Origin of the sequence: Bradyrhizobium sp. B025 (assembly GCF_042257955.1) — a bacterium.
GTDB classification, from domain to species: Bacteria; Pseudomonadota; Alphaproteobacteria; order Rhizobiales; family Xanthobacteraceae; genus Bradyrhizobium; species Bradyrhizobium diazoefficiens.
The window spans coordinates 7,190,891-7,210,755 of record NZ_CP170150.1; the positions used below are offsets into that span (position 1 = coordinate 7,190,891).

The following is a 19,865-nucleotide window of genomic DNA, read 5'->3' on the forward strand; positions in this document are numbered from 1 at the left end:
GGGAAACAACAAGAGCGAGGGAGCAACGCCGCGATGGACAAGGGCATTTTTGCGGGGCTGAAGGTTCTGGACTGCGCGAGCTTCATCGCAGCGCCCGCGGCCGCGACCGTGCTGTCGGATTTCGGTGCCGACGTCATCAAGATCGAGCCGCCCGGCGCCGGCGACCCCTACCGCAATCTGCCGAACCTGCCGGGCTACCCGACCGGCGAGCACAATTTCGCCTGGCTGCTGGAGGCCCGCAACAAGAAGAGTCTCGCGCTCGACCTCTCCAAGCCGGAGGCGCGGGCGGTGCTCTACAAGCTCGTCGAAGAGACCGACGTCTTCATCACCAACATGCCGCCGCCGGTGCGCACCAAGCTCGGCATCACCTATGACCACCTCGCCCATCTCAACGACCGGCTGATCTACGCCTCCTTCACCGGCTATGGCGAGAAGGGCGAGGAGGCCAACAAGCCCGGCTTCGACAGCAACGCCTATTGGGCGCGCTCCGGCCTGATGGACCTCGTCCGCGCCGATACCGATACGACGCCGGCCCGCTCCGTCGCCGGCATGGGCGACCACCCCTGCGCGATGGCGTTGTACGGCGCGATCGTCACCGCGCTCTATCAGCGCGAGAGGACCGGCAAGGGCTCGCATGTCGCTTCCAACCTGATGGCGAACGGGGTGTGGGCGGCGAGCGTGCTGGCGCAGGCAAAACTCTGCGGCGCCAAGTTCGGCGAGCGGCGCCCGCGCGAGCGCGCGCTGAATGCGGTCGCCAACCACTACCAATGCAAGGACGGCCGCTGGCTGATCCTGTCGCTGCTGAGCGAGGAGAAGCAGTTTCCGACGCTGGCCAAGTGCCTTGGCCGCGAAGACCTGATCACCGATCCACGTTTTGCCACCAAGCCCGACCGCCACGCCCGCTCGGTCGAGCTGATCAAGATTTTCGACGAGACTTTCGCCACCAAGGACCTTGCCGAATGGCGCAAGATCCTCGACGGCAACGGCCTCGTGTTCGGCATCGTCGGCATTCTCGACGACATCCCGAACGACAAGCAGATGCTCGACAACGAGGTGCTGGTGCCGTTCGAGAACGACACCATGCTCACCATCTCCAGCCCGATCTGGGTCGACGGCACCAGGAAGGTGCAGCCGCGCAAGCCGCCCGGCGTCGGCGAGCACAGTGACGAGATCTTGCGCGGAGCGGGATACGACGAGGCAGCGATCAAGCAGCTGCGATCAAACGGGGCGGTGGGGTAGGACGCGCTAACGTGTCTTGATGAAGCACATGCCGATGCGGCGCGAGGCCGCGGCAGCCTGACAGGTCAAACCTTTGGCACAGCTCCATGACGTAAAACTCTTGTCGAGCGTTCCCGATCCCGCATCTTGCAAGGAACAATGCGCTCCCCAGCCGTCCTGATATTCGGTGCCGGCCAGTTCCTGGCTGCCGCGGGTCTGCGGCCGGCTGGCGAATCCGCGTGAGAAATCAGGCCGCTGTCCGGCCGCGAACGCGGTCAGGATGTCGCGGCGGCGAAGCTGGTCGCCAAGGAAATGCGGCGAGGCCGGCACGATGGTGGCATTGGACGGCTTGTCCGCCAGCCAATCCACGCCCGGAAAATGGAAGCCGCCGATGCCGCGGGTCTGGTGACAGCCGGCGCAAGTGACGTCGTTGAGACGGCGCTGGAAGCCCGCGACCGAGCGGATGTTCTGCATGTCACCGCGCGCGGTCGCCTGCTTCAACGCGCTAACCACATCGCTGTCCGTGAAGACGGGATTGTCCTTGCCTTCGCCTTGCATCATGCCGAACTCCGGCTGCAACGCGGAGGCATCGAGGCCGGCCGGTGTCGGCACCACCGCGGCCTTGGCCAAAAACTTCTCGGGGATCAGCACCGTGCCGCGATCGAACTCGCGCAGATGGTCGGGCGCGAGCAGCCACTCCTTGAAGTCGCGCCGGAGATCATTGTCCGCAAAAATCCGGTCGCGATCGATCTGGTTCTCCAGCGTCGATTCCTCGAACGTCTTCGTCGCGGCGTCGTACTTGAACACCTTGAGCAAATAGTCCGAGCGGAAGTCGTGCAGTGCCGATTTCGGCGCGATCGAGACCTGGATGTTGGTCTCGATGCGATCGAGCATGGCATCGTAAGGATAGAAGCCGCCGCCGATCAGCCCCTGCCAGTCGCCATTGTCGAGCCAGCGCCGCGCGACCTCGGCGCAGGTGACCGGCTTGCCGTTCGAGGCGATCTGGCGGGCCTCGCGCGCCTTCAGCACCAGGTTGAACGTCATCGGCAGGCGCGTCGCCGTCTTGCTCCCGTCCGGTCCGGCGTCGAAACGGGTGAGCCGATAGATCAGGCGGATCTCGCCGCAGGAATCCTCCGCGACATAGGCGCGGTCCATGCGGTTGACGATGCCGGCCAGCACGAAACGCGTGTTGGGGGATTTCAGCGCGGCCCGATCGAACAGCTGCACGTCAAAGCCTTCGCCGACGCCGATGGTCTCGCTCGGCCATGCCGCCTTGTGTCCCGCGATGTAGCGATCGAACTCCGCGTCGATTGCCGGCGGAATTGGCGCAAGCTGCGGCATCGAGGAGAACAGCAGATCGTTCGTGAGCGGAAAGTTCGCGTTGCGCTCCGGCCATAACAGGCGCGAGATCGTGAGCGCATCGTTCTGGTCGAGCCTGCGCAGGACATCGGGATCGGTGATCGCCGTGCCGCGCGTGAGCTGTGCATTCTCCGCTGCCGATAGCGACATGGCGCCACCAAGAAGCACGACGACAGCAAGGAGAATTCGCAACACGCGGCTCATGCCTTCAGTAACACCGCGCAAGGACCCCTATTCAAGAAAAAAGGCGCTTCACATGGTGGTGAAGCGCCTCTTCGAAAGTCGAATTCCGACAGCTTAGCGCGCGACGATCAGGCCCTTGCTGGTAACAACCACCCAGCGGCCGTCCTGGCGGCGGATCGCATCGACGCGGCCAACGCCGGGAATGGGATCGCCGGCATAAACCTCGTAAAGGCCGCCCCTGCCCTCGATCAGCGCGCCGCCATTGGCGACGTCGCGCAGGACCCAGCCCTCGATCGTCGGGAGCCGGCCGACCTCGGTCTTGGGCGCGGCGGGCACCGGAGCCGGTGCGGCGGCAGCGGTCGCAACCTGGGTCGGCGCGATCGAGCCGGTGGTCTCCCTGGCGGGTGTGGCGGCAGCCTGCGCGGGGGCTGCGGGCGGCGTGGCACGGAGCTTGTCCACGGTCTCGGACAGTTTTGCGATCCTGGCCATCGGCTCGGCCTGCGCCTTCTCGAGCTTGTCGAGACGGTCGTTGGCCCGGTTGAACTGGTTGAGACCGGTCTTGGAGGTGTGCTCGACATTCGCCTTGAGCGCGACGAGGTCGGCATCGATCCGCGCGACGGAGGCATCGAGCGCGCTGGTGTCGGCGACCTGCGCTGGCGCCGGAACCGGAGCTGCAAAGTGCATCATGCCGGCGGTCGCGAGCACGCCGCTGATCGCGCCGACGCTGGCGGCAATCGCCACCACCGCGGCCATCGCCGACAGGCGGCGCTTGCCGCCGGCCTCGCGCGGCTCGTCCGCCTTCACATGCGGGGCGAAATCCTCGCGGTCCCAGGCGCGGTCCGAGGGGGGCATGACGATGAGCTTGCCGGGCTTCGGCTCGGGCCTGGATTCAGCCTGCGGCGTGGCGCTGAACTTCGGCACCTCGATCCGCGAGGCTTCGATCCTGGGCGGCTCGACCCTGGGGGCGTCCGGCGTGACTGGATCAGGCTTGGGCGGCGCCTCGTGGTCGGGCGCGATCGAGGGGGCGTCGATGCCGGCGGCGGCCTCAACGGCCTGCGGCGCGGTCGCGGCGGCTTCGACGCTCGTCTGTTCGCCGGTCTCTTGGGCAGCCTGATCAGCCATTGGTTCGCTCACGGCTCAAATACTCCACGCTGGATTGACCTTTTGGTAACTTTCATTGCTTGCGAAATCCTTACCTTCGGACCCGCTTACCGAAATTTTAGGAAGTCATCAGGGGCCGAATTTGGCCGGGAAAGTGGAACCGGTGTGGCGGGCGTGAAACAATTTGTAACCAGGGGAAGATGAACGGCAGGGCAACGGTCGGGCCGCCGCCCTTCGAGGACAGCCGAAGAAGCGGCCGCCTCGAGCGACAACCGCTTCGCGGTTGCGCGGGGGTGACGGTGAGAGAGTTGGGCGCGCGAAGCAATCCAGACTGCCACCGCGGAAAGACTCTGGATTGCTACGCTACGCTCGCAATGACGGCGTGCGGATTACTGACAGGCGCTCACATCGTCACCGGCGCATCCGGCAGCTCGTTGCGATGCGGGCCCTGCGGAGGAAAATGCTTTGCCAGCTCGCGCGACACGGCTGCGATGCCTTCGATCACGCCGCGCTCGAACTGGCCGGACCTGAACTCCGCCTCCATCGCGCGGCAGATGGTCTCCCAGCCCGCCGCGCCCACTTTCGCGTCGATGCCGCGGTCGGCGATGATCTCGACGTCGCGATCGGCGAGCAGGAGATAGATGAGGACGCCGTTGTTGTGCGCGGTGTCCCAGATGCGCAAATGCGAGAACACGTCGAGCGCGCGCTCGCGCGCCGGCTGGTTGCGGAACAGGGGGCCGCCGTCGAGCGCGCCTTCGACGACGAAGCGGACCTGGCCGGAATGGGTGGTCTCACCCTGCTTGATCGCCTGCTCGATGCGGGTGAGCACCTTTGGCGGAAAAATCCGCTTTGCCCGCCAATGATGCTGCACCAGATGTCTGGCAATGCGCTTGATGCTCATGACCGCTACCAGCTCCCCGAGGCGCCGCCGCCGCCAAAACTGCCACCACCGCCGCTGAAGCTGCCGCTGTCGCTGGACGACGAGCCGCTGCTCCAGCCGCCTCCCGAGGATCCGCTCGACCACGAGCCCCGACGCGACGACCCCGTACTTGGTCCCATCGCGGAAACCACATCGGCGATGAATCCGATGATGAAGCCGGCGACGCCGAGCACCATGGCAAGCCCGAAAGAACCGAGAATGAGCCAGGTCAATGCTGCGATGATGCCCCCGGTCGCCAATGATCCGAGCAGCCGCCCCAGCATGGCCCGGAAGAACCCGCCGACCCCGATCGAGGCGAACACCGTCACGAAGAAGAGCGGCCCGATATCGTCCAGATTGCCGAAATTCACGCTGGGCGAGGGAACCGGCAGCGGCTCGCCGTCGATGACGCGGATCATGCGATCGACGCCATCCGAGATGCCGCCGCTGAAATCGCCCGTTCTGAATTTCGGTGTGATGATCTCGTCAATGATCCGCCGCGAGGTGACGTCGGTGAGCGCGCCTTCGAGGCCGTAACCGACCTCGATGCGCAAATGCCGGTCGTTCTTGGCAACGACGAGGATCGCGCCATCGTCGACCTTCTTGCGGCCGACCTTCCAGGCCTCCGCAACCCGGATCGAGAACTGCTCGATCGTTTCCGGCTGCGTGGACGGCACGATCAGCACGGCGACCTGGCTGCCTTTGCGCGTCTCGAAGTTGCGCAGTTTTTGCGTGAGCGCAGCAATGTCGCCGCTGGAGAGCGTGCCGGTCTGGTCGACCACGCGGCCGGTCAGCTGCGGCACCGCGACGTCGGCGAAGGCGGGGAATGCGAAGGCGAGGAGGAGTGCGAAGGCGAACCACACACTCAGTGTCATCGCCCGGCTTGACCGGGCGATCCGGTATTCCCGAGACGGCAGCGAGATACGGAAAGGCCGCGGCGTACTGGATTCCCCGCTTTCGCGGGGAATGACAGTGGTGGGCGTGGCGCGCATGAGAGGCGAACGCACTTACTTCGATGGCGCGGGCGCAGGATTGAAATCGACCTTCGGCGCGGTCGAGATCTCCTTCTCGTTCTCGACCGAGAAGTTCGGCTTCTCCTTGTAGCCGAACGTCATCGCGGTGAGGTTGGTCGGGAACGAGCGGATGGTGACGTTGTACTCCTGCACCGCCTTGATGTAGCGGTTGCGCGCCACCGTGATGCGGTTCTCGGTGCCCTCGAGCTGGGACATCAGATCTTTGAACAGCGCGTCCGACTTGAGCTGCGGGTAGTTCTCGGTGACGACCAGGAGGCGCGACAGCGCGCTGGAGAGTTCGCCCTGGGCGGCCTGGAACTTTTGGAAGGCCGCGGGGTCGTTCAGCACCTCCGGCGTTGCCTGGATGCTGCCGACCTTGGCGCGGGCATTGGTCACGCCGAGCAGCACGTCCTTCTCCTGCTGGGCAAAGCCCTTCACCGAGTTGACGAGGTTGGGCACGAGATCGGCGCGGCGCTGATACTGGTTCACGACCTCGGACCAGTTGGCCTTGATCTGCTCGTCCTCGCTCTGGATCGCGTTGTAGCCACAATTGGTGAGGCTGAGCGAGGCTAGCGCCGCCAGCACGGTCAGGATCTTGCGCATCAAAATTTCTCCCGGTGGAATCCGGCGCAAACTATCAGAAGGGCCCTGGCGAGTGTCGAGATTTCTTCTCGTCATTCCCGGGCGATGCGACGGGACCGCGCAAGCGCGGCCCGGAGCATCGAAGAATCTCGAGATTCCGGGTTCGCTTCGCGCCCCGGAATGACTGCAACAAGCATATGCGCGCCCCATCGCCAGCCGATTGACGCAAGCCCCTTGCCTATCACCGGCCAACATAGTCAACTCAACGAAACAATAAGACCAAACGGAAACGCCAGGGGGAACGCGATGTCCTCGTTCGAGACCATCCTCGTGGAGCGGCCGGAGCCGGCGATTGCCCGGGTCGTGATGAACCGGCCCGATGCGCGCAACGCGCAGAACCTGCAAATGACCTACGACCTCAACGCTGCCTTCGATGCCGCGGTGCAGGACGACACGGTCAAGGTGATCATCCTTGCCGGCAACGGGCTGCATTTCTCCTCGGGCCACGATTTGCGCCCGGGCGGCAAGAATGAAGCGGGCGTCGATTTTCCGCCGATCGGAAATTGGGGCGGCTTCGCCGAAGCCAATGCGCACGGCCGCTTCGCGCGCGAGCAGGAAATATATCTCCAGATCACGCGCCGTTGGCGCAATCTGGCAAAGCCTGTTATCGCCGAGGTGCACGGCAAGTGCATCGCCGGCGGCTTGATGCTGGCCTGGGCCTGCGACCTCATCGTCGCCAGCGACGATGCGCAGTTCTGCGATCCCGTGGTCGCCATGGGCGTCTGCGGCGTCGAATGGTTCGTGCATCCTTGGGAGCTCGGGCCGCGCAAGGCCAAGGAATTCCTGTTCACGGCCGACAGCTGGAGCGCGCAGGAGGCGCATCAGCTCGGCATGGTCAATCAGGTCGTGCCACGCGCGGAGTTGTCATCGCGCGTGCTGGAGCTGGCGCGCCGGATCGCATCAAAGCCGTCCTTCGCGCTGAAGCTGACCAAGGAGGCGGTCAATCGTTCGGTCGATGTGATGGGCCAGCCGGCTGCAATCGACCAGGCCTTTGCCCTGCATCAGCTCTGTCACGCCCATAACCTTCAGGAGTTCGGCATGATCGTCGATCCATCGGGCCTGCATCCCTCCGTGCGCAAGCCGCCGGCGGCCGCGGAGTAGACGCGATGGACCTCAATCTGAGCGACGAGCAACGGCTGCTGCGCGAAAGCGCGGAACGCTTCGTGGCCGAGAGCTACGATGCCGATCATCGCCGCAAGATGGTGAACGATCCGCTCGGCTTCAGCCCGGCGGTATGGACGCAGTTTGCTGAGCTCGGCTGGTTGGCGTTGCCGATCCCGGAGCAGTTTGATGGGCTCGGCGGTGGTGCGGTCGAGATCGGCATCTTGATGGAAGCCTTCGGCCGCGGGCTGGTGTCGGAGCCTTATGTCGCGACGGTCGTGCTCGGAGCCGCGCTGATCGACAGATGCGGCAGCACGGCGCAGAAGCAGGCGAGCCTGCCGAAGATCGCGGACGGGTCGTTGAAGCTGGCGCTTGCGCATTCCGAACGCGCAGCGCGGTTCGATCTCGCCAAAGTTGCGACCGCAGCCAACAAGACCGCGCAGGGCTGGCGTCTTGCCGGCAGCAAGATCGCCGTGCTCGACGGTCATGCCGCCGACGAGATCATCGTCTCCGCGCATATTCACGATCATCGGGGGCCATCGGGGCGGATCGGCCTGTTCCTGGTGCCGGCAACGGCGCCAAGCCTTTCAATCTCCGACTATCCGCGGCTTGGCGGCGGGCGCGCCTGCAATATCGAGCTGCCCGACGTGCATCTTCCTGAGGACGCCCTGCTCGGCGACGGCAAGGATGCGCTGCCCGCAATCGAATGGGCCGTCGATCGCGCCATGGCCGCGCTCGGCGCGGAAGCCGTCGGCATCATGCAGATGCTGCTGGAGACGACGCTGGAATACACCAAGATCCGGAAGCAGTTCGGCCGGCCGCTGTCCGCCAACCAGGTGATCCGCCACCGCCTCGCCGACATGGCGATGCAGGTGGACGAGGCGCGCTCGATGGCGCTGCGCGCCGCGCTGAAGGCAGACAGCACGCCGACCGAGCGCGCACGGGCCGCGTCGGGCGCAAAGGCGAAGATCGGCAAATGTGCGCGCTTCGTCGGCGAGCAGTCGATCCAGCTTCACGGCGGCATGGGCGTCACCGAGGAGCTCGAGGTCGGCGCCTATTTCAAGCGGCTGGTCGCCTTCGACACGCTGTTCGGCGGCAGCGCGCACCACTATGCCCGCCACGCCCGGCTTGGCCGCGCCGGCGTGCCGGCCTGAACCGAAAGGAGCGCATCATGGACCTGTCGTTCAATGCCGAGGAGCGCGCCTTCCAGGACGAGGTGCGCGGCTTCATCGCCAAAAATCTCACCGAGGAGATGAAGCGCGCGACCGCGCTGACGCCCTCGGTATTCTCCGATCCTGATATCGGCATGGCCTGGCAGCGCGCGCTGCACAGGCAGGGCTGGGGCGCACCGGGCTGGCCGGTCGAATTTGGCGGGCCGGACTGGACGCCGGCACAGCGCTGGATTTTCGAGACCGAATCCGCGCGCGCCGGCGTGCCCAATGTGAATGTCATGGGCGTAAAGATGGTCGGGCCCGTCATCATCGGCTTCGGCAGCCCTGAGCAGAAGAACTTCTATTTGCCGCGGATTCTCTCCGGCGAGGATTATTGGTGCCAGGGCTACTCCGAGCCGGGCTCCGGCTCCGACCTGTCTTCGCTGAAGACGCGCGCGGTGCGCGACGGCGACCACTACATCATCAACGGCACCAAGATCTGGACCACGCATGCCCACCACGCCAACCGCATGTTCGCGCTGGTGCGCACCAGCGACGGGCCGCGGCAGCAGGACGGCATCAGCTTCATCCTGATCGACATGAAGACGCCGGGCATCACGACGCGCCCGATCCTCACCATCGGCGGCGACCACGAGGTCAACCAGGTGTTCTTTGACGACGTGCGCGTGCCCATGGCCAATCGGGTCGGCGAGGAAGGCAAGGGCTGGACCTACGGCAAGTACCTGCTCGAATTCGAGCGCGGCTCGGGCATCGCCTCCGCCAAGCTGCGCGAAGGGCTGAAGGCGATCGCGGACCTTGCCGAGTCGGACCTGACCGGCCGCGCGATCGACAGTCCTGACATCGCGACGCGCATTTCGGAGGTCGAGGTCGACATCGACGCGCTGGAGATGACCGAGCTGCGCGTGCTCTCGGCGCTCCAGACCGGACAGAATCCCGGCGCGGTGTCGTCGATCCTGAAGCTGCGCAACAGCGAGATCCGCCAGGCCGTGACACGGCTGGGCGCCGACGTGATCGGCCACGACGCCCTCGCCGTCGAGCCGATGCGCCCGCTCTACAAGCTCAACCACGAGCCGGCGATACCCGAGGACATGCTGACGGTGGTGCCGGAATATCTCAACGGCCGGGCCTACACGATCTTCGGCGGCACGTCCGAGATTCAGCGCGACATCATCGCGAAGATGATGCTGGGGATTTGAGGATTCGAGGCACGCCGGGCGCCACACTCTCCGCTGTCGTCCCGGACAAGCGCAGCGAAGCGGAGCGCTGATTCGGGACCCATAACCACAGGTGAATGTGGTTACGGGGACTCGGAGTTACCTGCTTCGCGCCACAACCATTCCCTGTGGTTATAGGTCCCGGATCGGCGCGCGCTTATGGCGCGCTTGTCCGGGACGACAGTTGAGTGTGCGGCGACAGCCAGCGCAACGATTCGGCGTTGCGCTTACCCGCCCGCCTTCGCGTCCCTGATCGCCTGCCAGATCTTCTGCGGCGTCAGGGGCGTGTTGAGCTGGGTGATGCCGAGCTCGGCGAGTGCGTCCATCACGCCGTTGGTGACGCAGGGCGGGCCGCCGATGGCGCCGGATTCGCCGCAGCCCTTGGCGCCGAGCGGGTTGGTGCGGCAGGGCGCGGAATCGTCCAGTGTCACCTCGATCGGCGGCACGTCGCCGGCGCGCGGGATGCAGTAGTCCTGATAGCTCGCGGTCAGGAGCTGGCCGTCGGCATCGTAGGAGACGCCCTCATAGAGCGCCTGGCCGATGCCTTGCGCGACGCCGCCATGGATCTGGCCCGTCACCAGCATCGGGTTCACGGCGACACCGACGTCGTCAACGGTGGTGTAGCGCACGACGCGGGAGACGCCGGTTTCGGGGTCGATCTCGACCTCGCAGATATGCGTGCCGTTCGGCCAGCTCGGACCGTCAACCTCCCCTTCCGAATCGACGCTGAGTTTTGCGCCGCTCTCCTTCTCGGCAAGGTCGAACAGGCTGATGCGGCGGTCGGTGCCGACCACGGTGAGCATGCCGCCCTGATATTCGATGTCCTCGACCGAGGTCTCCAGCACGTTCGCCGCCTTCTCGCGCGCCTTCTGGATCAGGTCATTCGACGAGACGGCCACGGCCGTGCCGCCGACGAACAGCGAGCGCGAGCCGACGCTGCCAAAGCCCATCGCCAGATCGGTGTCGCCCTGGACGACATCGATCTTGTCCATGGCAATGCCGAGCGTGTCGGCGATCATCTGGGTGTAGGTGGTCTGAAGCCCCTGCCCCATCGCCATGGTGCCGGAATGCAGGACGACGCGGCCCTGCGAGGTCGCGTGCAGGCTGACCTTCTCGGTATGGGCGCGGCCGCCGGTCCATTCGATGTACGAAGTGAGCCCGCGGCCGTAGAGCAGGCCCTTCTTCTTCGCCGCCTTCTTGCGCGCGGCAAAGCCGTCCCAGTCGGCGAGCTTCACGGCACGGTCGAGCATGTGGGCGAAGGCACCGGAATCGTAAACCTGGCCCGCAGCATTGGTGTAGGGCAGCTGCGCCGGCTTGATGTAGTTGGCCTTGCGGATCGCGCGCGGATCCATGCCGATTTTTCGCGCGGCGGCGTCGAAGAGGCGCTCGACGATGAAGACGGCCTCGGGCCGGCCCGCACCGCGATAGGCACCGACCGGCGCGGTGTGGGTCATCACCGACTTCACCTCGAAATGCACCAGCGGAAGATCGTAGACGCCGGTCTGCACGAACGGCCCGAGCACCAGCGGAATGATGTTGGCGGCCCCCGAAGAATAGGCGCCGGTGCAGCCGATCGACTTGACCCGATAGGCCAACACCTTGCCCTTCTCGTCCAGCGCGAAGGACGCGGTCGAGGTGAGGTCGCGGCCGTGGGTGCCGCCGACGAACTCGTCGGTGCGGTCGCCGCGCCAGCGGATCTTCTTGTTCAGCTTGGTCGCGGCGTAGGCGACGATGCCGTCCTCGGGATAGAGATTGGTCTTCTGGCCGAAGCCGCCGCCGATGTCGCCGACCAGCACGCGGACGCTGTCCTTGGGACGCTTGAGCACGGCTTCCGCCACGTCGCGGGTCGAGGCCGGGGTCTGCGACTGCACGTGCAGGAGGAGACGTCCGGTCTTCTTGTCGATCTCGGCGATGGTCGAGCGCGGCTCCATCGCGGAGGGCACGAGGCGCTGGCTGATGATGTCTAGCTCGACCGTGTGCGCGGCCTTGGCAAAGGCCTCGTCCACCTTGGCGGCATCGCCGTAAGCCATCGCGCCGACGATGTTGTCGGGCGCCTCCGACCACACCACAGGCGCGCCGGGCTTCACCGCCTCGACCGGGTCGACCACCGCGGGCTGCACGTCATATTCGACCACGATCGCTTCGGCAGCGCTCTGCGCCTCCGCGCGGGAGGCCGCCACCACCGCCGCCACCGCCTCGCCGGTGTAACGCACGATCTCATGGGTGAGCAGCCGGCGCGGCGGCACCGTCATCGGCTTGCCGTCGGGGCGCTTGAAGATGCTCAGCGTCGGGATGCTGCCGATATCGTCCTTGACGAGATCCGCACCGGTGTAGACCGCGGTGACGCCGGGCATTCCGGCCGCGGCGCTGGTGTCGATCGAGACGATCTTCGCGTGCGCATGCGGCGAGCGCAGCACGTGCAACCACAGCGCGCCGTCCTGCGGCTTGTCGTCGATGAATTGCCCCTTCCCGGTCAGCAGCCGCTGGTCTTCCAAACGCTTGACGGGCTGGCCCGCTCCGAAACGCAAATTGCCGGGAAGAATGTTCATTCCGTGGGGTCCTCGAGGTCTTTTCGAAACTGCGGGCAGCCTTTTAGCGGATCGACCGGGGGCATACCAGCCGCGGTTTTGGGCGGGATATCCACGATTTCGGCATGCGGTCCCGCAAATCTGCGATTCCGTAGGGTGGGCAAAGGCGCACTTGCGCCGTGCCCACGGTCGCTCAACGAACGCGATCAAGATGGTGGGCACGCTTCGCTTTGCCCACCCTACGCACTGCGCATCGCCCCGGAATGACGGCTACGCCAGCTCCCGGAGCGCTGTCTCCACCACCTTGCGCGCATCGGCCGTCAGCGCGGCCTGCGGCGGGATGGGATCGCCGACGTCGTAGCCCTGGATCGAAAGGCCGGCCTTGATGCAGGCGGCGAGGTTGAAGCGGGCGAAGGCTTCGTTGATCCGCCACAGCCTGCGCTGGAGCGCCATGGCCTCGTCCCAGCGGCCCGCCCGGCAGAGGTCGTAGAGCGCGACGCTCTGGCGCGGGATGATGCAGGCAGGTCCCGCCATCCAGCCGAGCCCGCCGATCAGCATCACCGCGGCCGGAATGTGGGCGGAGGCCGAGAACACGCGCAGGCGATCGCCGCAGCGGTTCATGATCGAGAGCAGCCGGCCGGTGTTGGTCGAGGCGTCCTTGATGTAGCCAATGCGCGGATGCTCGGCGAGGCGCGCGATGATTTCGAGGGTGAGGTCGGAGCGCTGGAATTGCGGATTGGTGTAGATGACGACGGGAATGTCCACGGCGTCCGCGATGGCGCGGAAATAGGATTCGACCTGGGTATCGGCGAGCGGGAAATACGCCTCCAGGATCGCCAAAATGCCGTCGGCACCGAGCTTCTGATAGGCCCGCGCCTGCGCCACCGCATCCGCGGTCGAGGTGGAGGCGACGCCGGCCACCACGGGCACGCGGCCCTTCGCGGCTTCGATCGTGGTCTGCACGACCGCCGTGCGCTGGGCGGCATTGAGATAGGCGAACTCGCCGGTCGAGCCGAGCGGCGTCAGACCATGCACGCCGGCACCGATCAGGTCGTCGCAGAGCTTTGCGAGCACGCTCGTCCGCACCGTGCCGTCGGCATCGACGGGGGAGACGAGGTAGGGGAAGACGCCGTGGAATTCGGACATGTCGGGGGCTCCGGAAGCTGGCACCCGACGGGTATTACCAATGCCCGCCCCGGCGATCAAACCTTGAGCAAGCGCACCCGCGTGCCCCAGGGATCGACCGCCTCCAAACCGTCGGCAAGCGCCGTGACCTTCACACCGCTCTTGCGCAGGCGCTCTTCCTGAGCGGCGAGCAGCTCCTGCTTCGCCATCACCAGCGAAAACCAGGCGAGACCGGTTGTGGAATCGTCGCGCAGGCCCGCGCCCTGGCTCTGCCAGACGTTCATGCCGAGGTGATGGTGATAGCGGCCCGACGACAGGAACGCCGCGCCGTTGCGCTTGCGGGTCGGGTCGAGGCCGACGGTGCCGTGGTAGAAGTTCTCGGCCTGCGCGAGATCGCCGACGCGCAGATGCATGTGGCCGACGCGCATTCCGTCCGGCGCCTTGGCATAGTCGGGAACGCGCGTATTGGTCAGCGACAGCAGGTCGGGGATGTTGAGCTCGTCGGTCGCCATCTTCACGCTGCCCTCGCTCCACTGCCATTGCGAGGGCTCACGGTCGGCATAGACCTCGATGCCGTTACCTTCGGGGTCGTCGAGATAGACGGATTCGCTGACCAGATGGTCGGCAAAGCCCGACAGCGGCACGCGATGCGAGGCGGCGTGCACCAGCCAGCGCGCGAGATCCTTGCGGGTCGGCATCAGGAAGGCGGTGTGGTAGAGGCCTGCGGCATTGCGCGGCTCGATCGCCGCATCGGGACGCGCCTCGAGCACGAGCAGCGTGATGCCGGCCGTACCGAGCTTCGCAGCGCTGGCGGAGCGCTCCATGACGGTCAGCCCGATCACGTCGCGGTAGTAGTCGGCAACCGTGTCGAGATTCTTGACCCGGAGCGTCACCATGCCGACCCGCATCGGCGTGCGGCTGGCATAGGTCGGCCCGCCGCCTTGCGCAGTCCCCTCGGCGCGTGCGGCAGCCGCGGCCGCCATCGCGAGCGAGGTGGCGCCGGCAAGTTGGAGCAGGGTGCGGCGGGTGAGATCGATGGTCATCGGTCGGGGCTCGCTGGAAACGTCTAAGGCCGTACGGCGCAATGTCGACCGATTGCTACACGTTCCCGTGAACGGCTCCCAATCACATGTTCGTCGGCCGGCGCCGGCACTTTCCTGGCCACCCGGCCAGTTTCGCTACCGCGCGCGACATCCCAGATTGGGGACAACTTACAGGAGACCGCCATGACCGCCCCAACTCCACTGTCCTCACTGTCGTCCGCGCTCGCGGATGTCGTGGCGCGCACCGCGCCCTCCGTCGTCTCCGTGCACTCGCATCGCTCCCGCGCAACCGGCTTCGTCTGGAAGCCCGGCCTGATCGTCACCGCCGACGAGGCGTTGGCCGACGAGGGCGAGGTCGAGATCGGCCTCCCCGACGGCAGCCGGGTGGCCGCCACGATCGCCGGCCGCGACCACACCACCGACATCGCGCTGCTGCGCACCGAGGCCGGCGTCGCGCCGGTCAAGCTCGCCGCGACGGTCCCGCCCCTCGGCGCGTTGTCGGTTGTCGTGGCCACCAACCGTGATACGCCGAGCGCCGCGCTCGGGATGGTATCGGCGTCCGGCAAGAGCTGGCGCTCCCTACGCGGCGGCGACATCGATGCCCGGATCGAGCTCGACGTTCGCCTGCGTCCGGGCCAGGAAGGCGGCCTTGCGCTCGATGCGACCGGTGAAGCCTTCGGCATGGCCGTGCTCGGACCAAGGCGCGTGCTGGTGATCCCGACGGCGACGATCGAGCGCATCGCGCCGCAACTCGAAGCCCGCGGCCGCATCGCGCGCGGATATCTCGGGTTAGGACTCCAGCCGGTGCGGCTCGAGGACGGCATCGGCGCCATGGTGATGAATGTCGACAAGGCCGGACCTTCTGCGGCGGCCGGCATCCGCCAGGGCGATGTGATCGTCGCGGTCAACGACCAGAAACTGTCCGGCGTGCGCGCGCTGTCGCGAACGCTGGGACCTGCGAGCGTCGGCGCTGTGGTCGATGTCGCGGTGCGCCGCGGCGGCGAGCCGGTCAGCTTCAAGGTCACGGTCGGCGAGAGGCCGGAGGCGTGAGCGAGGACAAGCTGCCGGTGATCGTGCTGTCCCTGGAGATCGACGATCCCGCCCTCGCCGATCGCCTGGCGGCGCTGCTCGGCAATGTCGCCGGGCTGCGCCTTGCCGCGCCCGGCGAGCAGGCCGCCGCGACGATCGTCGCCCGCGATCCGCGCAGCATGCCCGAGGACATCGCACTGACGCAGCGCGAGCTCGACGTGCTGGCGCTGATGGCCGAGGGCGCCTCCAACAAGATGATCGCGCGTCAGCTCGGCATCTCCGTGCACACCGTGAAATTCCATGTCGGCTCGCTGCTCGACAAGCTGGATGCCACCGGCCGCACCGATGCGGTGGCGCATGCCGCGCGCCGCGGCGTGATCGAGCTCTGAGCGGCGCGGATCAATCGCCGATTGCGATCTGCGCCAGCTCGCGCATGCGGTCGGTATCGACGACGCGGCCATGGCTGATCACGATGCTGGGCGGGCTGTGGAAGCGCAGCGCCTCGGTGACGTCGGCCTGCTCGAGCACGACCAGATTGGCTGCGCAGCCGAGCCCGAGGCCATAGCGCTCGAGGTTGATCGCCGTCGCCGCGCGCGTGGTGATCATGTCGTAGAGCGTCTCGAACTCGCTTTTCTTCGTCATCCACAACAGATGCGAGGCGAGGAACGCCACCTCCAGCATGTTGTTGCGCCCGAGCGGATAATAGGCGTCCGAAATGTCGTCCTGGCCGAGGCAGACATTGATGCCGGCACCGAGCAATTCCTTCACCCGCGCGTGCAGCGGGCCGTTGTGCGGATTGCTGACGACGCTGACACGGGCCTTTCCGAGCAGCACCTTCAGCTCGCGGAGATAGTTCTCGGGATAGAGCGCCATCGCCCGGCAATGATGGGCGAGCGCCCGGCCCTCGACGCCGCGCGCGATCACCGCGCGCGCCATCATGTCGAGCGTGCGCATGTTGGCGTCGCCGACGTCGTCCAGCAGCATCGAGATTTCGGCGCCGTGCTCGGCCGCGAGGTCGAAGCAGAACGCGACATGGCGGCGCATGTCCTCTTCGTCGGCTTCGATCCAGGGAATCCCGCCGACGACGTCGGCCCCGAGCGCCATCGCCTTGCGCATCAGGCCGTCGGCGCCGGGCTCGCGAAACAGGCCGTCCTGCGGGAAAGCCACGACCTGGATATCGACGATGCCGCGAAACTCCTCGCGGATCGCGAGCAGCGCCTTGACGCCTTCGAGCCGAGCCTTGGTGTCGACGTCGGCGAAGGCGCGGATGTGGAGGTTGCCGTGGAGCGCGGCGAGCGCCACCGCGCGCCGTGCGTTCGGGACGATCCAGGACGCGTCGTAATTGCTCTTCACCGCTGCGGCGAGATCGACCGCCTTCGCCGCCTCGCTCATGCCGCCGCCCTGATAGGCCTCGAGCGCCGCCTCCGACATCATCGGCAGGGTCCAGACCTTGCAGAGGTGCAGGTGCGGATTGACAAAGGCCGGCGTCACCAGGCCGCCCTTGGCATCGATGAAGGCCTGTGCGCCGGGATCGAGCCGGTTGCCGATCGCGGTGATCACGCCATCGGTGATTGCAATGTCGACGATCTCGCGGCTGCGCGTGCGGGCATTGGTGATGACGAGGTCTGGCAGGCGGGGCATTGCAGGACTTCCACTCGGTACGCGTGCAATCATGCAAGTTGGGTGCCGGGCTGCGCGGGCGGCGGAAACCGGAGCTGGACCGTCAGGCCCGGCGCATTGTCATGCAGCGCAATCTCGGCGCCATGAAGGCGCGCCACTGCCGCAACGAGGCTGAGGCCGAGGCCGTTGCCCGGCGTGTAGCGGCTCTGTTCGAGCCGGTAGAACCGCTTGAAGACGTGATCGCGCGCCTCGGTGGGAATGCCCGGACCGTCGTCGGCGATCGCGATCACGGCGCCGCCATCGGCGCTGCGGCAGGTCACCGTCACCTGCCCGCCTTTGCGGCCGTGCTTGATCGCGTTGTCGACGAGATTGGCGACGGCGTCGAACAAGAGGTCGCGGTCGCCCGTGATCGCGACCTCGCGGTCGCCGCCGAGGCTGAGACGCGTCGCAACCTGCTCGGCGGCGGCGTCGTAGAGCTCGACGACCTCGCCGGCGATCTCGGCGAGATCAAGCGCGCGAAAGGCGCTCCTGCGGGCGCGGGTCTCGATCTCCGAGATCCGGGTGATGGAGGCGAACATGCCGAGCACGGCATCGAGATCGGCGATGGTGTCGCCGATCAGCGCGGCATCCGCCTCGCTGTTGCGCGGGGTGTGATAGGCCTTCTCCAGCCGGCCGCGCATGCGCGTCAGCGGCGTGCGCAGATCGTGGGCGACGTTGTCGCTGACCTGCTTGACCTCGCCCATCAGCGTCTCGATGCGGTCGAGCATCTGGTTGAGGTTTTCGGCGACGCGGTCCCACTCGTCGTGGCTGCCGCGCAGGGGAATGCGGCGGTCGAGACCGGACAGCATGATGGCACGGCTGGTGGCGTTGATCTCCTCGATCCGTCCCACCGTGCGCCGGGTCACTAGCACGGCTGCGAGCCCGGCGAGCACCAGGAGCAGCACCGCGACCGCGACCATGGCGAGTTCGATCGTGCCGGTGAAGCCGTCGCGATCGCCGGCGGAGCCGAGCCGGCTCTCCACATAGGCGAGCGTACCGAAATAGACGTAGGCCATGATCGCCGCGACGATCAGCCCGAATGCCGCGATCGCGATCAGCGCCAGACGGAAGGTCGAGGAGCGGAGGGTCTTAGCCAGGAGCACGGAGACAATATCCGATGCCGCGGATGGTGTGGATCAGCGGATAGGCCTGGGCGTCGTCGACCTTGCGGCGGACGCGCCCGACATAGACGTCGATGATGTTGGTCGAGGGATCGAAATGCAGGTCCCAGACGTGCTGGAGCAGCATCGCACGCGAGACGACGCGGCCCTCGTTGCGGACGAGATATTCGAGCAGCTGAAACTCGCGCGGCAGCAGCGGAATCTTGCGGCCGCGGCGGCTGGCGTTGCGCGCGATCAGGTCGATGGCGAGGTCGCCGACGCGCAACAGCGTCTCCTTGGCGATGGTCTCGCTGCGGCGGCCGAGGGCCTCGAGCCGCGCAAGCAGCTCGACGAAGGAGAACGGCTTGACGAGATAGTCGTCCCCGCCAGCGCGCAGGCCACGCACGCGGTCGTCGACCTCGCCGAGCGCGGAGATGATCAGGAAGGGCGCCGCGATGCCGTCGTCGCGCAATTGGCGCATCACGGTGATGCCGTCGATGTCGGGCAGCATGCGGTCGATGGTGATCACGGCATAGTCGCGGGCGGCGCCGTGGCTCAGGGCTTCGCGCCCCGTGGCGGCGAGATCGACCTCATAGCCAGAGGTCGTCAACTCTTCGACGAGCTGGCCTGCGGTTTCCGGATCGTCCTCGACGACCAGGATGCGGCGGTGACCTCCGGTCATGCAAAACTCCGCGCGACGATCGCCACCAGACTATCCCGTTCCGGGGCTGAGCGGAACCGCCCGATGGCGATCGCGACAATGGTGCGGTACGGCGATGCGACTACCAATAGTCTCCGCACACATTGACCCATTGCCACCCATAGGGCGTCCAGCTCCTGCGCCAGCAACCGTCGTCGTAGTAATTGGCGTAGTAGAAGGGCGCGCCAACGAAGGCGAACCGGTGGAAGCGATGATGGCGGAAGAAGAATGCATGGCGGCCGATGAAGGGCCTGCCGTGCCAGCCCGTGCCGGCGAAACGCGGCCCGAAGGCGGCGCGGGTCGCGAGCGGCGCACCGGCAAAGCGCGGCCCGATCGCAGCGTGGGCGGTCATCGGCGAGCCGGCGAAGTGGGCGCCACCGAAACGAGCACCGCCCATGCCGCCGACATGCATCCCGCCGAAGCCACCGGCGTGCATGCCGCCGCCGAAATGTCCACCGCCGCCAAAGCCACCATGTCCTCCGCCGCCGAAGCCGCCGTGTCCTCCGCCGCCGAAACCACCACCATGGCCGCCGCCCCCACCTCCACCTCGGGCGAGAACGGGCGAAGCGACCGCCAACGTCGCAGCCATGGCCGCCGCGACGATGCCGGTGAGAAGCCTGCTGTGCATCTGAATATCCTCCTTGTCGCGGCGACGGTCGCGCCGCTCCGGGGGAACAGATGAGGAAAATGCGCCCTCACCTTCAACTTACAAATGCGCCAGATTCTGACGCCGGTGTTAGGGAGGCCCAACTCTCTCGC

18 protein-coding genes are annotated in these 19,865 nt (G+C 66.5%); 6 read left to right on the forward strand and 12 right to left on the reverse strand.

All coding sequences use genetic code 11. From position 1 onward, the window contains the following. The first annotated feature begins 33 nt into the window (after nt 1–33). Entirely contained in the window at nt 34–1,239 is a 1,206-nt protein-coding gene (locus ACE10W_RS33900; protein WP_304548292.1) for a CaiB/BaiF CoA-transferase family protein, read from the forward strand. 6 nt (nt 1,240–1,245) lie between these two features. On the opposite strand, the gene ACE10W_RS33905 is transcribed toward ACE10W_RS33900, so the two are convergent. The 5 genes from ACE10W_RS33905 to ACE10W_RS33925 all read right to left on the reverse strand — a co-directional run bounded on the left by ACE10W_RS33905 (nt 1,246) and on the right by ACE10W_RS33925 (nt 6,396). Beyond that, the gene (locus tag ACE10W_RS33905) at nt 1,246–2,781 is read right to left on the reverse strand and encodes a hypothetical protein (RefSeq protein WP_304548293.1); all 1,536 of its coding nucleotides are present in this window, start codon (nt 2,779–2,781) and stop codon (nt 1,246–1,248) included. Nucleotides 2,782–2,874: 93 nt separating this feature from the next. Then, nucleotides 2,875–3,882, reverse strand: coding sequence for a hypothetical protein (locus tag ACE10W_RS33910; protein WP_304548294.1), 1,008 nt, complete (start codon nt 3,880–3,882; stop codon nt 2,875–2,877). 382 nt (nt 3,883–4,264) lie between these two features. Further along, nucleotides 4,265–4,762 carry a TPM domain-containing protein gene (locus ACE10W_RS33915; RefSeq protein WP_060910642.1) on the reverse strand — a complete coding sequence of 166 codons (498 nt, stop codon included), beginning with the start codon at nt 4,760–4,762 and terminating at the stop codon, nt 4,265–4,267. Between the two features lie 5 nt (nt 4,763–4,767). Next, complete coding sequence (locus ACE10W_RS33920) at nt 4,768–5,655, reverse strand: YgcG family protein (RefSeq protein ID WP_304548295.1); 888 nt, start codon at nt 5,653–5,655, stop codon at nt 4,768–4,770. 132 nt (nt 5,656–5,787) lie between these two features. Continuing rightward, nucleotides 5,788–6,396: a LemA family protein gene (locus ACE10W_RS33925; RefSeq protein ID WP_011090002.1), complete on the reverse strand. Its 609-nt coding sequence runs from the start codon at nt 6,394–6,396 to the stop codon at nt 5,788–5,790. A gap of 285 nt (nt 6,397–6,681) precedes the next feature. On the opposite strand from ACE10W_RS33925, the gene ACE10W_RS33930 reads away from it, so the two are divergent. The 3 genes from ACE10W_RS33930 to ACE10W_RS33940 are packed head-to-tail and all read left to right on the forward strand — an operon-like array spanning nt 6,682 to nt 9,904. Beyond that, nucleotides 6,682–7,536, forward strand: coding sequence for an enoyl-CoA hydratase (locus ACE10W_RS33930; protein WP_304548296.1), 855 nt, complete (start codon nt 6,682–6,684; stop codon nt 7,534–7,536). A gap of 5 nt (nt 7,537–7,541) precedes the next feature. Further along, nucleotides 7,542–8,690, forward strand: a complete 1,149-nt coding sequence (locus ACE10W_RS33935) for an acyl-CoA dehydrogenase family protein (protein WP_028172926.1) — start codon at nt 7,542–7,544, stop codon at nt 8,688–8,690. 17 nt (nt 8,691–8,707) lie between these two features. Next, nucleotides 8,708–9,904 carry an acyl-CoA dehydrogenase family protein gene (locus ACE10W_RS33940; RefSeq protein ID WP_028172925.1) on the forward strand — a complete coding sequence of 399 codons (1,197 nt, stop codon included), beginning with the start codon at nt 8,708–8,710 and terminating at the stop codon, nt 9,902–9,904. Between the two features lie 245 nt (nt 9,905–10,149). Here the strand turns inward: ACE10W_RS33940 and ACE10W_RS33945 are convergent, their stop codons facing one another. The 3 genes from ACE10W_RS33945 to ACE10W_RS33955 form a co-directional block, all read right to left on the reverse strand. Next, a complete protein-coding gene (locus tag ACE10W_RS33945) occupies nt 10,150–12,471 on the reverse strand; it encodes a xanthine dehydrogenase family protein molybdopterin-binding subunit (protein ID WP_304548297.1) in 2,322 nt (773 codons plus the stop codon). 249 nt (nt 12,472–12,720) lie between these two features. Beyond that, the gene (locus ACE10W_RS33950) at nt 12,721–13,596 is read right to left on the reverse strand and encodes a dihydrodipicolinate synthase family protein (RefSeq protein WP_028172923.1); all 876 of its coding nucleotides are present in this window, start codon (nt 13,594–13,596) and stop codon (nt 12,721–12,723) included. Between the two features lie 56 nt (nt 13,597–13,652). Then, on the reverse strand, nt 13,653–14,618 hold the full coding sequence (locus ACE10W_RS33955; protein WP_011090008.1) for a VOC family protein: 966 nt from the start codon (nt 14,616–14,618) through the stop codon (nt 13,653–13,655). A 183-nt stretch (nt 14,619–14,801) separates the two neighbouring features. Between ACE10W_RS33955 and ACE10W_RS33960 the strand changes: the two genes are divergently transcribed. Together ACE10W_RS33960 and ACE10W_RS33965 are read left to right on the forward strand one after the other, a co-directional pair. Next, nucleotides 14,802–15,668, forward strand: a complete 867-nt coding sequence (locus tag ACE10W_RS33960; protein ID WP_028172922.1) for a S1C family serine protease — start codon at nt 14,802–14,804, stop codon at nt 15,666–15,668. Further along, a complete protein-coding gene (locus ACE10W_RS33965) occupies nt 15,665–16,036 on the forward strand; it encodes a response regulator transcription factor (protein WP_028172921.1) in 372 nt (123 codons plus the stop codon). Before ACE10W_RS33960 ends, ACE10W_RS33965 begins: the two co-directional genes overlap by 4 nt. A 10-nt stretch (nt 16,037–16,046) precedes the next feature. Here the strand turns inward: ACE10W_RS33965 and ACE10W_RS33970 are convergent, their stop codons facing one another. From ACE10W_RS33970 to ACE10W_RS33985, 4 genes are all read right to left on the reverse strand, one after another. Further along, on the reverse strand, nt 16,047–17,288 hold the full coding sequence (locus ACE10W_RS33970) for an amidohydrolase family protein (RefSeq protein WP_039187018.1): 1,242 nt from the start codon (nt 17,286–17,288) through the stop codon (nt 16,047–16,049). Nucleotides 17,289–17,317: 29 nt separating this feature from the next. After that, on the reverse strand, nt 17,318–18,409 hold the full coding sequence (locus ACE10W_RS33975) for a HAMP domain-containing sensor histidine kinase (protein WP_028172919.1): 1,092 nt from the start codon (nt 18,407–18,409) through the stop codon (nt 17,318–17,320). Further along, complete coding sequence (locus tag ACE10W_RS33980) at nt 18,396–19,088, reverse strand: response regulator transcription factor (protein ID WP_011090013.1); 693 nt, start codon at nt 19,086–19,088, stop codon at nt 18,396–18,398. The genes ACE10W_RS33975 and ACE10W_RS33980 overlap by 14 nt, the downstream gene beginning before the upstream one ends. Before the next feature lie 100 nt (nt 19,089–19,188). After that, nucleotides 19,189–19,734 carry a hypothetical protein gene (locus ACE10W_RS33985; protein WP_028172918.1) on the reverse strand — a complete coding sequence of 182 codons (546 nt, stop codon included), beginning with the start codon at nt 19,732–19,734 and terminating at the stop codon, nt 19,189–19,191. Between the last annotated feature and the right edge of the window lie 131 nt (nt 19,735–19,865).